The organism is Gardnerella vaginalis, from assembly GCF_001563665.1.
Taxonomy (GTDB): Bacteria; Actinomycetota; Actinomycetes; order Actinomycetales; family Bifidobacteriaceae; genus Bifidobacterium; species Bifidobacterium vaginale_A.
In genome coordinates this window covers 82,680-95,836 of sequence record NZ_KQ961850.1, presented here as the reverse complement: position 1 = coordinate 95,836, position 13,157 = coordinate 82,680, and the positions used below count along the sequence as shown (strand labels likewise).

General features: G+C 40.6%; 13 protein-coding genes. 3 read left to right on the top strand and 10 right to left on the bottom strand.

What is annotated here, in order from left to right; translation table 11 throughout:
- Positions 1-151: 151 nt before the first annotated feature.
- From HMPREF3230_RS00725 to HMPREF3230_RS00710, 4 genes are all read right to left on the bottom strand, one after another.
- The gene (locus HMPREF3230_RS00725; RefSeq protein ID WP_075523079.1) at positions 152-619 is read right to left on the bottom strand and encodes a cell division protein SepF; all 468 of its coding nucleotides are present in this window, start codon (positions 617-619) and stop codon (positions 152-154) included.
- A 24-nt stretch (positions 620-643) separates the two neighbouring features.
- On the bottom strand, positions 644-1,861 hold the full coding sequence (ftsZ, locus tag HMPREF3230_RS00720) for a cell division protein FtsZ (protein ID WP_075523078.1): 1,218 nt from the start codon (positions 1,859-1,861) through the stop codon (positions 644-646).
- A gap of 224 nt (positions 1,862-2,085) precedes the next feature.
- A complete protein-coding gene (gene dusB, locus HMPREF3230_RS00715; protein WP_075523077.1) occupies positions 2,086-3,240 on the bottom strand; it encodes a tRNA dihydrouridine synthase DusB in 1,155 nt (384 codons plus the stop codon).
- 105 nt (positions 3,241-3,345) lie between these two features.
- The gene (locus HMPREF3230_RS00710; RefSeq protein WP_075523076.1) at positions 3,346-4,866 is read right to left on the bottom strand and encodes a glycine--tRNA ligase; all 1,521 of its coding nucleotides are present in this window, start codon (positions 4,864-4,866) and stop codon (positions 3,346-3,348) included.
- A gap of 407 nt (positions 4,867-5,273) precedes the next feature.
- Between HMPREF3230_RS00710 and HMPREF3230_RS00705 the strand changes: the two genes are divergently transcribed.
- Positions 5,274-5,630 (top strand): MTH1187 family thiamine-binding protein, encoded by a 357-nt coding sequence (locus HMPREF3230_RS00705; protein ID WP_075523075.1) that lies wholly within the window; start codon positions 5,274-5,276, stop codon positions 5,628-5,630.
- A gap of 132 nt (positions 5,631-5,762) precedes the next feature.
- Here the strand turns inward: HMPREF3230_RS00705 and HMPREF3230_RS00700 are convergent, their stop codons facing one another.
- The 3 genes from HMPREF3230_RS00700 to HMPREF3230_RS00690 form a co-directional block, all read right to left on the bottom strand.
- Complete coding sequence (locus HMPREF3230_RS00700) at positions 5,763-6,263, bottom strand: alcohol dehydrogenase (protein WP_230955887.1); 501 nt, start codon at positions 6,261-6,263, stop codon at positions 5,763-5,765.
- A gap of 110 nt (positions 6,264-6,373) precedes the next feature.
- Entirely contained in the window at positions 6,374-8,296 is a 1,923-nt protein-coding gene (gene typA, locus HMPREF3230_RS00695; RefSeq protein WP_075523074.1) for a translational GTPase TypA, read from the bottom strand.
- Between the two features lie 203 nt (positions 8,297-8,499).
- A complete protein-coding gene (locus HMPREF3230_RS00690) occupies positions 8,500-9,339 on the bottom strand; it encodes a ParA family protein (protein ID WP_075523073.1) in 840 nt (279 codons plus the stop codon).
- 100 nt (positions 9,340-9,439) lie between these two features.
- Here HMPREF3230_RS00690 and xerD point away from each other — a divergent pair, with 100 nt between their 5' ends.
- Positions 9,440-10,399 carry a site-specific tyrosine recombinase XerD gene (xerD, locus tag HMPREF3230_RS00685; protein ID WP_075523072.1) on the top strand — a complete coding sequence of 320 codons (960 nt, stop codon included), beginning with the start codon at positions 9,440-9,442 and terminating at the stop codon, positions 10,397-10,399.
- Between the two features lie 224 nt (positions 10,400-10,623).
- Here xerD and rplT read toward each other — a convergent pair whose 3' ends face one another.
- From rplT to infC, 3 genes are all read right to left on the bottom strand, one after another.
- Positions 10,624-11,007 (bottom strand): 50S ribosomal protein L20, encoded by a 384-nt coding sequence (gene rplT / locus HMPREF3230_RS00675; RefSeq protein ID WP_075523070.1) that lies wholly within the window; start codon positions 11,005-11,007, stop codon positions 10,624-10,626.
- A 61-nt stretch (positions 11,008-11,068) separates the two neighbouring features.
- A complete protein-coding gene (rpmI, locus tag HMPREF3230_RS00670) occupies positions 11,069-11,263 on the bottom strand; it encodes a 50S ribosomal protein L35 (protein ID WP_075523069.1) in 195 nt (64 codons plus the stop codon).
- Positions 11,244-11,954 carry a translation initiation factor IF-3 gene (infC, locus tag HMPREF3230_RS00665; protein WP_082266212.1) on the bottom strand — a complete coding sequence of 237 codons (711 nt, stop codon included), beginning with the start codon at positions 11,952-11,954 and terminating at the stop codon, positions 11,244-11,246. The genes rpmI and infC overlap by 20 nt, the downstream gene beginning before the upstream one ends.
- 333 nt (positions 11,955-12,287) lie before the next feature.
- Here infC and HMPREF3230_RS00660 point away from each other — a divergent pair, with 333 nt between their 5' ends.
- Entirely contained in the window at positions 12,288-13,085 is a 798-nt protein-coding gene (locus tag HMPREF3230_RS00660; RefSeq protein ID WP_075523067.1) for a thiamine diphosphokinase, read from the top strand.
- The last annotated feature ends 72 nt before the right edge of the window (positions 13,086-13,157 follow it).

The window sequence follows — 13,157 nt, the reverse complement described above, 5'->3', positions numbered from 1 at the left end:
CCCCCCCCCCACAGAAAACTTCGTGAACAATAAAAAGCGATATTTAAAAACATAAGGCAATGCATTTTAACAAAAGCATTGCCTTACATAAAATAAATATTAAATTGTGCTGCAATCAAATCAACATATGTTAATGCGATTTGCTAACAGTCTAGTCCGCAAATAAATCCCTGGCTGAATTGCTCTTAGCAGTACTTTCAACCTTAATATTTACTTGAGAAGGGCTTAGTAAGAATACTCTCGGAGTTACTCGTTCAATAGAACCACCAACACCAAACACAACACCAGCCGAAAAATCAACAATACGATACGCAATTGATTCTGAAACACCTGTAAGATTCAAAACAACAGGAGTACCATCTCGAAGAGCACGGCCGACCATTTGCGCATCATCATATGACTTAGGATGAATAGTAGTAATTCTACTCATACGATTAGCTCCGCTAGATCTAGAAAACGTATCCCTACTGCGAGAAGTATCATCATGCTGAATACTAACTGGAGCTACAGAATAATCGTTATCAAACGATTTATCTTGTTCTTCAGATTCAATCACATCATCGTCTTGTACGTCTGACATGCCCATATATGACATTAAGTGATTTACTAATCCAGCCATTTAACAACCCTCCTCTATTAAGTTTCAGCGCAGAAAATCAGGGATATCTAATTCATCTGGTTCTTCAGCAGGTTGAGCAGAAGGCGCAGGCGCTTCATAACGATTAGCAGCAGGCTCTTCAAACATAGAAGGAGCATTCGTTGTAGCTTGCGTTTGTGGACGCGATTGCGCTTGCTGCTGTTGAGCAGAAACCTGAGATGTTGATTGAGCTGGAGCAACATGATCAACGCCAGCTTGCATATCTACAAACTTACCAGCTAAACCAGAATCATCCTTCTTGCAATGAGCATCGAAACCAGCAGCAATAACAGTAACACGTACTTCATCACCGTAAGCGTCATCCAAAGAAAGACCCCAAATAATTTGAGCTTCAGGATGAATTGCTTTACGAACCAATTCAGTAGCAGCAGATGCTTCTTGCAACTTCAAATCGCAAGGACCAGCAATATTTATCAAAGCACCATGAGCGCCTTCAATGCTTTCTTCAAGCAAAGGAGAACTAATAGCAATCTCAGCAGCCTGAGTTGCACGATCTTCACCTTTAGCAGCACCTATTCCAAACAATGCTGTGCCAGCACCGCGCAAAATTGCTGTTACATCAGAAAAATCAACATGAATATATGAATTAGTTGAAATAATATCTGTAATTCCACGAACACCTGAAAGCAAAGCAGTATCAGCTAACTTAAAAGCATCGATTATTCCGATAGCACGATCAGAAACTTCTAACAAACGATCGTTAGGAATAACAATCAAAGCATCAACTTCTTTACGAAGATTTTCAATACCAAGATTTGCAGAAGCAGCACGCTGAGGGCCCTCAAAGCTAAATGGACGAGTGACTACAGCAATAGTCAATGCACCTTGCTGATGAGCTGCACGAGCAACAAGAGGACCAGCACCAGTACCAGTGCCACCACCTTCGCCGCAAGTAACAAACACCATATCGGCGCCCTTTAATGCCTCTTCAATATCGGATTGATGATCTTGAGCAGCTTTAGCACCCTTTTCAGGATCTGCTCCAGCTCCAAGTCCTCTACTAGAAGCGTCTGATAATGAAATCTTTACGTCAGCATCCGAGCGCATCAAATCTTTAGCATCTGTATTTATAGCTACAAACTCTACATTCTGTAAGCCCTCGGTGATCATTCGGTTGACGGCATTACCGCCGCCACCACCGACGCCGACTACCTTAATGATGGTTTTGTCGTTGAAATTGTCAGTCTGGGCAATCTCGCTCACCGTTGTCTCCTGTCACTCAAGCACGTTTACGCAATACTTTAGCGCAAAACGCTCGATAATGGCGACTTTTTACTAATAAAACTTAAAAAAATCACCTAGTCAGATAATACACCTTCCTATACGCAAATTATTATTGCGTTTTTGCTTATATAAGTTTAGATGCATAAACAAAAGTTTATCATTCTTCTCAAAATGCAGAAAACCCTTGAAAATACTAATAAAATTTAATAACTAGCATCCATAGGATCGTCCCCAAAAAGCTCTTCACGCTCTTCGTGAGATGTTTTACGCGAATCCAACCAGCCATAAGGCAAGTGAACTTTTTTAGCAAATCGTATTCTTCCGCGCGGCGTGTCTAAAACTCGCTCAGGCAACTTCAACGAACCATCTAACAAATCAATATTGCGCTTAACATCTTCAACAGACTCACATTCCATAAAGTTTTTGCGAGTTCCGCCTCCAACAGGAAATCCTTTAAGATACCATGCGATATGTTTTCGTAAATCATGAACAGCCATACGCTCATCGCCATCATAAAATTCAACAAGCAATTCCAAATGATGAAGAATCACATTGCAAACCTCTGCAAGAGTTGGATTAACACGCTCACTACTACCATTACAAGCGTTTAGAATATCAGCAAACAACCATGGTCTGCCCTGACAACCGCGACCGATAGCAACACCAGCACAGCCTGTTTCCTTAAACATTTCTAGCGCATCATCTGCACCCCAAATGTCACCATTTCCAAAAACAGGAATATCAAGAGCTTCTACAAGCTGAGCGATACGATTCCAATCTGAATGACCACCATAATATTCAGCAGTAGTTCGAGCATGCAAAGTTACAGCAGCACAACCTTCTTCTTGCGCAATATGACCAGCTTGAATAAACGTTTCATGAGAATCATCAATACCAACACGGAATTTAGCAGTAACTGGGATTCCTGCTGGCTCGCACACGCTTACAACGCGATGCAAAATTTCTTGCAATAAATCTGTTTTCCAAGGAAGAGCAGATCCGCCACCTTTACGCGTAACTTTAGGCACAGGGCAACCAAAGTTTAAGTCAACGTGATCCGCCATATTTTCATCAACTACAATACGAGCAGCAAGCTCCACAATAGATGGATTCACTCCATAAAGTTGAAGAGAACGCACTTTTTCACTAGGAGCAAAACGACAAAGTCTAAGAGCTTTTGGGTTTCTTGCAACTAGAGCACGCGCTGTAATCATTTCTGCAACGTAAAGCCCGTCATGACCGTATTCCTTGCAAATAACACGAAAAGGCCAATTCGTGATACCAGCCATTGGAGAAAGCACAACAGGAGTAGCAATATGAACTTTACCTAAATCTACTGGTTTTATAGAAAAATTCATATTGCTATAATCTCCATTCGTTATGTTTATAAATATGCTTTATTAAAGTTTATTTCAAATGATTAGCATGAAAGCTGTATTTGATTAGTACAAGTCACCATTTGATTAGTACAAGCCACCAGCTTGAGCAATCTTAACAGGCTGAGATTCATCCTCTCCTGCTTCTTTAGCAACATCCATAGCACCATCAGCAGCACGAGTACCAACAATTTCCACAGGACCTTGAGGATACTTAACACGCTTCTCGTTAATGCGGCCAGCCACGTAATCAGCAACTTTATCAAGAGAAACACGCTCTTGACTCATAGTATCGCGCTCGCGAATAGTAACAGCATGATCTTCCAAAGTATCAAAATCAACTGTTACGCACAAAGGAGTGCCAATTTCGTCTTCACGGCGGTAGCGGCGGCCAATAGCGCCAGCTTCATCGTAGTCAATAACCCAGTCGTGCTGACGCAAATCTGCAGCTAAATCTTGAGCAACCGATTGTAATTCTGGCTTCTTGCTCAATGGCAAAACTGCAGCCTTAACAGGAGCTAATCGCGGATCGAGTCGAAGAACTGTACGCTTATCAACTCCACCCTTAGTATTTGGAGCTTCATCAACGTCATAAGCATCAACTAAGAATGCCATAAGCGAGCGAGTAAGACCAGCAGCAGGCTCAATAACGTAAGGCACGTATTTTTCGCCAGTAGCTTGATTAAAGTAACTCAAATCCTCACCAGAATGCTTCGAATGCGCAGACAAATCATAGTCAGTACGATTTGCAATACCTTCAAGCTCTCCCCAGTCAGATCCTTGGAAACCAAACTTGTATTCAATATCTACAGTACGCTTTGAATAATGGCTGAGCTTCTCCTTAGGATGCTCATACATACGCAAATTCTCAGGATTGACTCCCAAATCAACATACCAACGAACGCGAGTATCAATCCAATATTGATGCCAAGCTTCATCAGTTCCAGGCTCTACAAAGAACTCCATTTCCATCTGCTCAAACTCGCGAGTGCGGAAAATAAAGTTTCCAGGAGTAATTTCATTACGGAAAGACTTACCAATATTTGCAATACCAAAAGGAGGCTTCTGGCGAGTTGAAGTCATGACGTTTTTAAAGTCAACGAAAATTCCCTGAGCTGTTTCTGGGCGCAAATAATGCAAGCTATTTTCATCTTCAACAGGACCTAAATGAGTGCGAAGCATCATGTTGAAGTCACGCGGCTCAGTCCAGTTCCCTCGAGTTCCACAATCTGGGCAAGCAATATCTTTTAAACCATTTTCTGGCATTTTATCGCCGTGCTTTTCAGCATAAGATTCTTCCAACTTGTCTGCACGATGACGCTTATGACAATTCAAGCACTCGATCAAAGGATCATTAAACACAGAAACGTGACCAGACGCAACCCAAACTTGTGAAGGCAAAATCACAGAAGTATCTACACCGACTACATCTCCGCGCGTTGTTACCATGTAACGCCACCATTCGCGCTTGATATTATCTTTCAATGCAACGCCCAATGGACCATAATCCCACGCAGAACGCGTACCACCATAAATTTCGCCAGCAGGGAACACAAATCCGCGACGCTTAGCCAACGACACAACTTCATCAAGCTTAGAAACAGCCACAATACACCTTTTTCATGAAAATTTAAGAAATCTGGGTGAAAACGGTGTTTATTATAGAAAAACCCTGTGACGCGAAACATAATTTTAATCAGGCTTTTAGTTCTCTATACGCACGAATACTAGCCAAAAACAAATTAAACACAAGTAACAAACCAGCAAAAAACAACCCAAAACTAGCAAAACGCGCTAAATGACTGTCAAATAAGCTATACGCATAAGCAAATATGCAAGAAGGATTATAAGCACATATAAATATACAAAAATAAATATATAAATATTTACAAAGTCTTACATGGACTATTCTTGTAAGCACACTATTCAATCACACAATTTTCTTAACACATAGCATGCGTATATTATGAAAGTGAACGTAAATTTTATGCAAATATTTTGAAAGGATTACGGATATGACTAATACAGATGATACACAAACTAAAAACGAGCATAAAACTAACACAGTAGCAGCTTTATGTGTTGCTCCTAGTGGAGTTGGAGAAGAACTTAGCACATACGTTGCAGATGTAGTAAAAGTAATACGAGAATCTGGATTAAAAAACGAAACAAATGCAATGTTTACAAATATTGAAGGCGAATTCGATGATGTTATGCGAGTTGTGAAAGACGCAACAATGGTATTAGTTGAAAAAGGATATCGCACAGGAGTTTTGCTTAAATTAGACATTCGCCCAGGTTTTAGCAATCAAATCGATGCAAAACATGAATTAGTCGATAAAATACTTGAAAATCGCGATCAAGAAAAATAGTAAAAAATATCTGGATTTTTTCTTTAACACTGGATTTTAGAGTAATATCTAAAATCCATTTTTATATTATAAAGTAACTTTACTTTTCAAGATCATTAGATGATTTGTTCAATTAACCAATTCATCAAAAGCTTATTTTAAAGAACTCTTTGAATCAGAAGATGATTCATCAGAAACAGATTCATCAAAAGCTGATTTTTCGGATTGTGCAGATAGTGACACGCTAGATTTAATAACAAACCATTTAGATGGAAGAATCAACATAATTAGTTGAATTAAAATCACGCCATAAAGCCATATGTATCCTGCATGCTGAGAAAGCCACGGAAGTTGTCCACTAAACCCAACTGGAACTATCACAGCAGTACCAATAAGTCTTAAAGCTAAAATCCACGCAACAGCACTACTGAATACAGTATGAGCTAAAAGTCCCAGCATTGCCGTCCTAGACCTTGCACACCAAGCAGATAAACTTATTAGCAATAAAGCTACAATTAAGCCAATAGGAATATTGCTTACAGCACCAACTCTATGAGAAAACGTGCCAATCAATCCGCATAAAATAGCCGATAACAAAGTAACAGCATATCTACCCCAAATAGGAAGATTATGCGACCAAGGTTTTACGCTCATAACAATACCTACCGCTACAAAATATAAAACACGCATAACTTATGCAAAATTACAATTCAATACATAAATTACGCGCATTTTATTTATAAACCAAATAAAACTATATAAAATCACGCAGCATTATTCTGACGGCGCTGCTTTGCACGCCACTTATACCACTCGTCACGACTCAAAATAATCTTGCGTACACGAATAGATTCAGGAGTAACTTCAACACACTCGTCTTCATTAGCAAAGTCAAGCGACTCTTCCAAACTCATCTTGATTGGCGGAGTCAAAGTTTCGAGAACATCAGCAGTTGAAGAACGCATGTTAGTCATGTGCTTAGCAAGAGTAATGTTTACATCCAACTCGTCTGGCTTGTTGTTAATACCAACGATTTGACCTTCGTAAACTGGGCTTTGCGGATCTACGAAGAAGACACCTCGCGCTTGCAAGCGTTGCATAGCATAAGGAGTTGCAACACCTTTGCGATCGCAAACCATAGAACCGTTCTGGCGAGTAACAATTTGACCAGCCCACGGAGCGTAACCTGCAGAAATAGAACTTGCAATACCAGTTCCACGAGTAGCAGAAAGCAAAGCTGTACGGAAACCAATAAGTCCGCGTGAAGGCACAGTAAATTGCAAACGAACCCAGCCAGAACCGTGGTTACTCATAGAATCCATGCGACCTTTACGATCAGCCATAAGCTGCGTAACAGTACCCATATATTCTTCTGGAACGTCAATTGTTGTGCTTTCCATAGGCTCGTTAATCGTGCCATCAATAGTCTTAGTAACAACCTGAGGACGACCAACTGTAAGCTCATATCCTTCACGGCGCATTTGCTCAGCTAAAACAGCTAACGCAAGCTCGCCACGACCTTGAACTTCCCAAGTATCTGGACGATCAGTTGGAATAACTTTAATAGAAACATTACCAATTAGCTCTCGATCCAAACGATCCTTAATCATACGAGCAGTAAGCTTATGATCTTTGCCTTCAGTTCCTGCAAGAGGAGAATCATTTACACCGAAAGTCATAGAAATAGCTGGATCGTCAACATGAATCAATGGAAGTGGCTTTGGATCATTTTGATCAACAATCGTTTCGCCAATCATAATATCATTCACACCAGCAACAGCCACAATATCTCCAGGACCAGCTGAAGGCACAGGAGTACGCTCCAAACCTTGAGTGCGAAGAAGCTCGGAAACACGGAAGTTTTCAATAGAACCATCAACGCGGGAAAGACCGTAAGTCTTACCCTTCTCCAAAGTTCCGTTGTAAATTCTCACTAAGCCCAAACGTCCAAGGAAATCAGAGGAATCAATGTTTGCAACATGAGCCTGAAGAGGAGAGCCTTCATCGTATTGCGGAGCAGGAATATTGGAAATAATAGAATCAAACAAAGGCTCCAAATTATCGTTATCTGGAAGAGCTCCATTTTCTGGCTGATTTACAGAAGCATATCCAGCTTTTGCAGCACAATAAATCACTGGTAAATCAAGCAAAGCATCGAGATCAAGATCAATTCCTTCTTCAACAACATCTTGAGCTAAGCCAAGCAATAAATCAGTAGATTCTCCAACAACTTCTTCAATACGAGCATCTGGACGATCAACCTTATTTACGCACAAAATAACAGGAAGCTTAGCTTCCAAAGCTTTACGAAGCACAAAGCGAGTCTGCGGAAGTGGGCCTTCAGAAGCGTCAACAAGAAGAACAACGCCATCAACCATAGAAATTCCACGCTCAACTTCTCCACCGAAATCAGCGTGTCCTGGAGTATCAATCACATTAATAGTGATGCCTTCTGGGTGACCATACTTTTCAGCCAATGGGCCAGTGTACTGAACAGCCGTGTTCTTAGCAAGAATAGTAATACCCTTTTCGCGTTCCAAATCATTGGAATCCATAACGCGATCTGGAACTTCCTCGCGCTCAGAAAATACGTGCGACTGCTGAAGCATGGCGTTTACCAGAGTGGTTTTACCGTGGTCGACATGAGCCACAATTGCCACATTTCGAATATCACCGCGAACAGTCATCACAAACCTCTTCCATTCTTCGCGTTTAAGTAATTTTCAAACACAGCTAACTAAAGCATAAAATAACTCAAATAGCTGCATAATGTTATTGGCAAAACCAAAATCGTCAAACTGCCAAACCTCGCCGATTCTACTCGCGAGCGCAGACAGCTTGCACAACAAAGTTAGACAGAAACAATAAAGCCAAGTTTTTAAAACTAAAACTATGCTACAACGCCTTTAGAAATTAACTCGCGTGCAACTTCACGATATTCTTTAGCTGTTTTATGCTCAGGAGCAAAAATAGTGATCGGAACTGCTGCAACTGTTGAATCAGGCAACTTAATTGAACGAGAGATTACAGAATGTAACACGCGACCTTGAAATGCCTCATAAATTCGTTGCAATACTTCCTCACTGTGAAGAGTGCGCGTATACATTGTTACAAGCACGCCAAAAACTTCCAGATTAGGGTTAATACGAGATTGAACTTTTTCAATCGATTGCATAAGTAATGCAACTCCGCGCAACGCAAAGAACTCAGCAGCAACAGGAATGATAACGCCATCAGCTGCTGTAAGAGCGTTGACAGTAAGCAAACCTAATGAAGGCTGGCAATCGACAATAATTACATCATATTCATTGCGAATTTTATGTAAAACGCCAGCTAAAATCTGTTCGCGACCGACTTCAGTAACCAATTGCACTTCAGCAGCAGAAAGATCAATATTTGCCGGCATAACGTCAATATTTTCTGTTGCAGTATGACGAATCACATCATGAACATCTACAGAAGAATCGAAAAGAGCTGTATAAACAGTATTGTCAAGAGCATTGGCGTTAATTCCAAGACCAACAGTTGCAGCACCTTGCGGATCAAAATCAACTATTAAAACTTTACGACCATACTGACTTAACGCACCAGCAATGTTGATAGAGCTTGTAGTTTTACCAACACCACCTTTTTGATTGCACATAGCAATAACACGCGCAGGTCCATGAGAAGTCAATGGTTCAGGCGCGCAAAAAGTTTCATATTCACGTCCAAGTAAATCAGTAGGCATGTTTTCCATGCTATCAATAGGTATGCTTAACGAAACTCGGATTATCTAATTCAGCCTTAGTAATAAATAAGTAACGAATATAAGTAATATAATTGAAAATATGCGCTCAAATATTGATTCTTCTTATAACATAACCAATATCTCACAGTCTTTTACAACATACTTGAAACGATTTATTGCGTATATAGATATAGAGCGAGGACTCTCAAAGAAAACAATATATTCATACACTTCAGATTTGCAAGATTATACATATTGGCTACAAAATAATCGAAACATCAACAACGTTAATGACATTTCACAACTAGATATTGAATCTTATGTGCGATATTTAACTGAATCTGGATTAGGCTCACATACTATTGCTCGAAGGATTTCTAGCATTCATGAATGGCATCGTTTTATGTTATCTAATTCATATGTACAAGTAGATGTATCTAAATCCGTAAAATCTCCCAAACTTGCAGAACACTTGCCAGACGTACTTAGCGTAGAAGAAGTGAATAGAGTGATTGATGCTGCTTCAAACTTCGGCAGTCAAGACGCTATTTCGCTTAGAGATTGCGCTTTACTAGAGTTTTTATATGCTACAGGAGCGCGAATTTCTGAAGCTGTTGGAGTAAAATTTGAAGATTTTGACTTAGACGAATCAGTTGTAAAACTAACTGGCAAAGGTTCTAAACAACGTTTAGTGCCAATTGGCGGATGCGCTATTAGAGCACTTCGTAAATATCTTGAAAAATCTCGCCCAATATTAGCATCTAGAAGTAAACATGAGCTGTCAATTATTTTTTTGAATAAACGTGGCAATCAACTTTCTAGACAATCAGCATGGTTAATAGTTAGCGAAGCTGGAGAGCGCGCAAAACTTTCAAGACAATTACATCCTCATACTTTACGACATTCACTTGCAACTCATTTAATCGCAGGCGGAGCAGATGTACGTACTGTTCAAGAGCTTCTTGGACATGCTTCTGTTACAACAACGCAAATTTATACGCATATTAGCCCAGATGCTTTGATTGAAGCATATGTGATGAGCCATCCTAGAGCTAGATAAATCTAGATCAAGCTAGATAAATTAAAAAATAACGTGTTATTTCGTGTTATTTCGTGTTATTTCCCAAAAACAAAAGAAAAAGCCCGCCAAAATGACGGGCTTAAAGGAGAAGAAATCTTCAACTCATTTTACACATAACATGCTAATAATGCCAACAATGCTAATAATGCTAACACGCAATACTAAGCATGCTAAAAATTTTATTTATGAGCGACTCGATTAAATCATGCTTCAACTGGAGCATTTACATCATCCGGCAAAGCTGCTTTAGCTGCATCAACAACAGCCTTGAAAGTTTCAATATCAGAAACTGCAAGCTCAGCAAGAGCACGACGATCTAATTCGATGCCAGCTAAACGCAATCCCTGAATAAAACGATTGTAAGTAATGCCTTCAGCGCGGACAGCGGCATTGATACGCTGAATCCACAACTTGCGGAAGTCACCTTTACGAGCTTTACGATCACGGAAGTTATAAGTAAATGAGTGGAGCAGCTGTTCCTTTGCCTTGCGGTAAAGACGGGAGCGCTGACCGCGATAACCCGAAGCCCTATCAAGAACAACGCGACGCTTCTTGTGAGCATTCACTGCGCGTTTTACTCGTGCCATAAGTATTCCTCTTTCTTAAAAAATATTTTATGCGTCTTATTACAAGCTATATAAGTAATGCTTACTTACCGAGTAAGCCCTTGAGCTTCTTGCTCTGTGCTGGAGCCAAAACCTTATCTTCAGACAAAGCACGACGCTTGCGAGCAGACTTATGCTCCAAGTTGTGGCGCATTGCGCTACCATCGTGCATTACCTTACCAGTACCAGTAAGGCGAACGCGCTTGGACGCTGCGGAATTAGTTTTCATCTTCGGCATTGCTGCCCTCCTTATGATGTTGATCGGATTGCGCGGAATTTAATGCAGCCGCGGCCTGGGCTTGGATTTCCTGCTTAGCTGCAAGACGTGCGGCCTGACGAGCCTGACGTTCAGCACGTGACTCTGCGCCACGACGACGCTGCTCGGATTGCGTATGAACTTTTTTACCCTTAGGTGCAAGAGTCATAACAATATTGCGAAGTTCTTGCTTTGGAGCAAACTCAATTGTTCCACTTTCCGAAACCTCATCTGCTAGCCTACGTAACAACTCCACGCCACCAATCGGACGAGATTGTTCTCGGCCACGCAGCATGATAGTAACTTTTACCTTATCGCCGCCATTTAAGAAACGAAGTACGTGGCTCTTCTTTACTTCAAAATCATGATCATCAATCTTAAGACGGAAACGAATTTCCTTAATCTCAGCAGTGCTCTGATTTCGACGCGCTTCACGAGCTTTAATCTTTTCGTTGTACTTGTACTTGCCATAGTCAATAAGCTTGGCTACAGGAGGCTTAGCAGTAGGTGCAACCTCAACGAGATCAAGATTCGCTTCCCTAGCCAAATTTAGCGCAACTGAGGTTGCAATAACCCCAACTTGTTCGCCTTTTGGTCCTATAAGACGTACCTGAGGAACGCGAATCTCTTCGTTAATGCGTGGTTCGTCGCTAATGATGACTCCAATCCTTATAAATCTAGCGAGATACAAACCAAGAAGTAATAGCAGATTCGTAACTAATCAAAACGCATATTTGATTAAATACAAAACATGCTTATGATTAGCATTCATATGACCAAAGTCATGAACCCGAAACCGCTACGGCTTCCAGGTGGGGAATCCCACTTTCTTGATTACTCAAGCCGAATATTCATTATACTAACAGCCCAGACAATATTTAAATGCTAAAAATACTGTAACTTTGTTAGCGTCCATCAACATTTGTATAGCAATGTAACAAAAATGTCACAATAAAATATATGAGAACACTTGAGCTAGCAAACAAAACAGGTAGACTATGAACGCATGGAACCTTTACAACGTTGCGTAGTATTAGCAGCTGGAGATTATTACGATCACACACGCGAGCAAATACCTGATAGAGCTTTAACAATTGCAGCTGACGGCGGATGGGATCACGCATGTGAGCTTGGATTACATGTAGACGCTCTTATAGGAGATTTTGATTCAGTAAGACTAAAACTCCCTAATGATGCAACTATAACGCGTCTTCCAGAAGAAAAAGATGACCCCGATTTGCTTTCAGCATTAAAAGTTGGTTGGGCAAAAGGTGCGCGCGAGTTCCATATTTTTGGAGGACTTGGCGGCCGCGTTGATCACACTATTTCTAATATTCAACTTATGGTAAGGCTTGCTGTACGAGGTGGAATCGGATTCCTATATGGCAACGGTCAGATTGTTACAGCAATACATAATGCTTCACTAGACTTCCCTGAATCATGCGGCGGCGAAGGACGCATGGTATCAGTATTTTCACATACTCCTGTTTCGTATGACGTAAATGAAAGAGGATTAAAATATCAACTTGAACATGCGAAAATGTTTGGAGATGCTGTCCAAGGGCTAAGTAACGAATTGATAGACAACACTTTAGCTCACGTAGACGTTCATGAAGGTACTCTAATAGTCACTTTCCCAATCAATGCACCACTGCCACAAGTTAGCTGGTTTAAAAGACCTAGTGGAGATTTAGGCTCAATTGATTTCTCGATATCTGAAGCGTTAGCAACTCCTTTAGATAGCGAATCAGATCCTACTGATTCAACTACAGCAGCTGCTCAATCAATGACATCTAAGGAATGAATACTAGATTTAATCAACATTTCATTTTCTGATTCTCTATAAACTGTCTATGAACTGTTTATTAAATAGATG

What these genes read in the sequence shown, in the direction of transcription:
- dusB (WP_075523077.1), bottom strand. Translation starts at nt 3,240, where the DNA reads ATGAATTTTTCTATAAAACCAGTAGATTTAGGTAAAGTTCATATTGCT.
- HMPREF3230_RS00700 (WP_230955887.1), bottom strand. Translation starts at nt 6,263, where the DNA reads ATGAGCGTAAAACCTTGGTCGCATAATCTTCCTATTTGGGGTAGATAT.
- HMPREF3230_RS00690 (WP_075523073.1), bottom strand. Translation starts at nt 9,339, where the DNA reads ATGCCTACTGATTTACTTGGACGTGAATATGAAACTTTTTGCGCGCCT.
- rplT (WP_075523070.1), bottom strand. Translation starts at nt 11,007, where the DNA reads ATGGCACGAGTAAAACGCGCAGTGAATGCTCACAAGAAGCGTCGCGTT.
- HMPREF3230_RS00705 (WP_075523075.1), top strand. Translation starts at nt 5,274, where the DNA reads ATGACTAATACAGATGATACACAAACTAAAAACGAGCATAAAACTAAC.
- xerD (WP_075523072.1), top strand. Translation starts at nt 9,440, where the DNA reads ATGCGCTCAAATATTGATTCTTCTTATAACATAACCAATATCTCACAG.
- HMPREF3230_RS00660 (WP_075523067.1), top strand. Translation starts at nt 12,288, where the DNA reads ATGGAACCTTTACAACGTTGCGTAGTATTAGCAGCTGGAGATTATTAC.
- rpmI (WP_075523069.1), bottom strand. Translation starts at nt 11,263, where the DNA reads ATGCCGAAGATGAAAACTAATTCCGCAGCGTCCAAGCGCGTTCGCCTT.
- typA (WP_075523074.1), bottom strand. Translation starts at nt 8,296, where the DNA reads ATGACTGTTCGCGGTGATATTCGAAATGTGGCAATTGTGGCTCATGTC.
- HMPREF3230_RS00725 (WP_075523079.1), bottom strand. Translation starts at nt 619, where the DNA reads ATGGCTGGATTAGTAAATCACTTAATGTCATATATGGGCATGTCAGAC.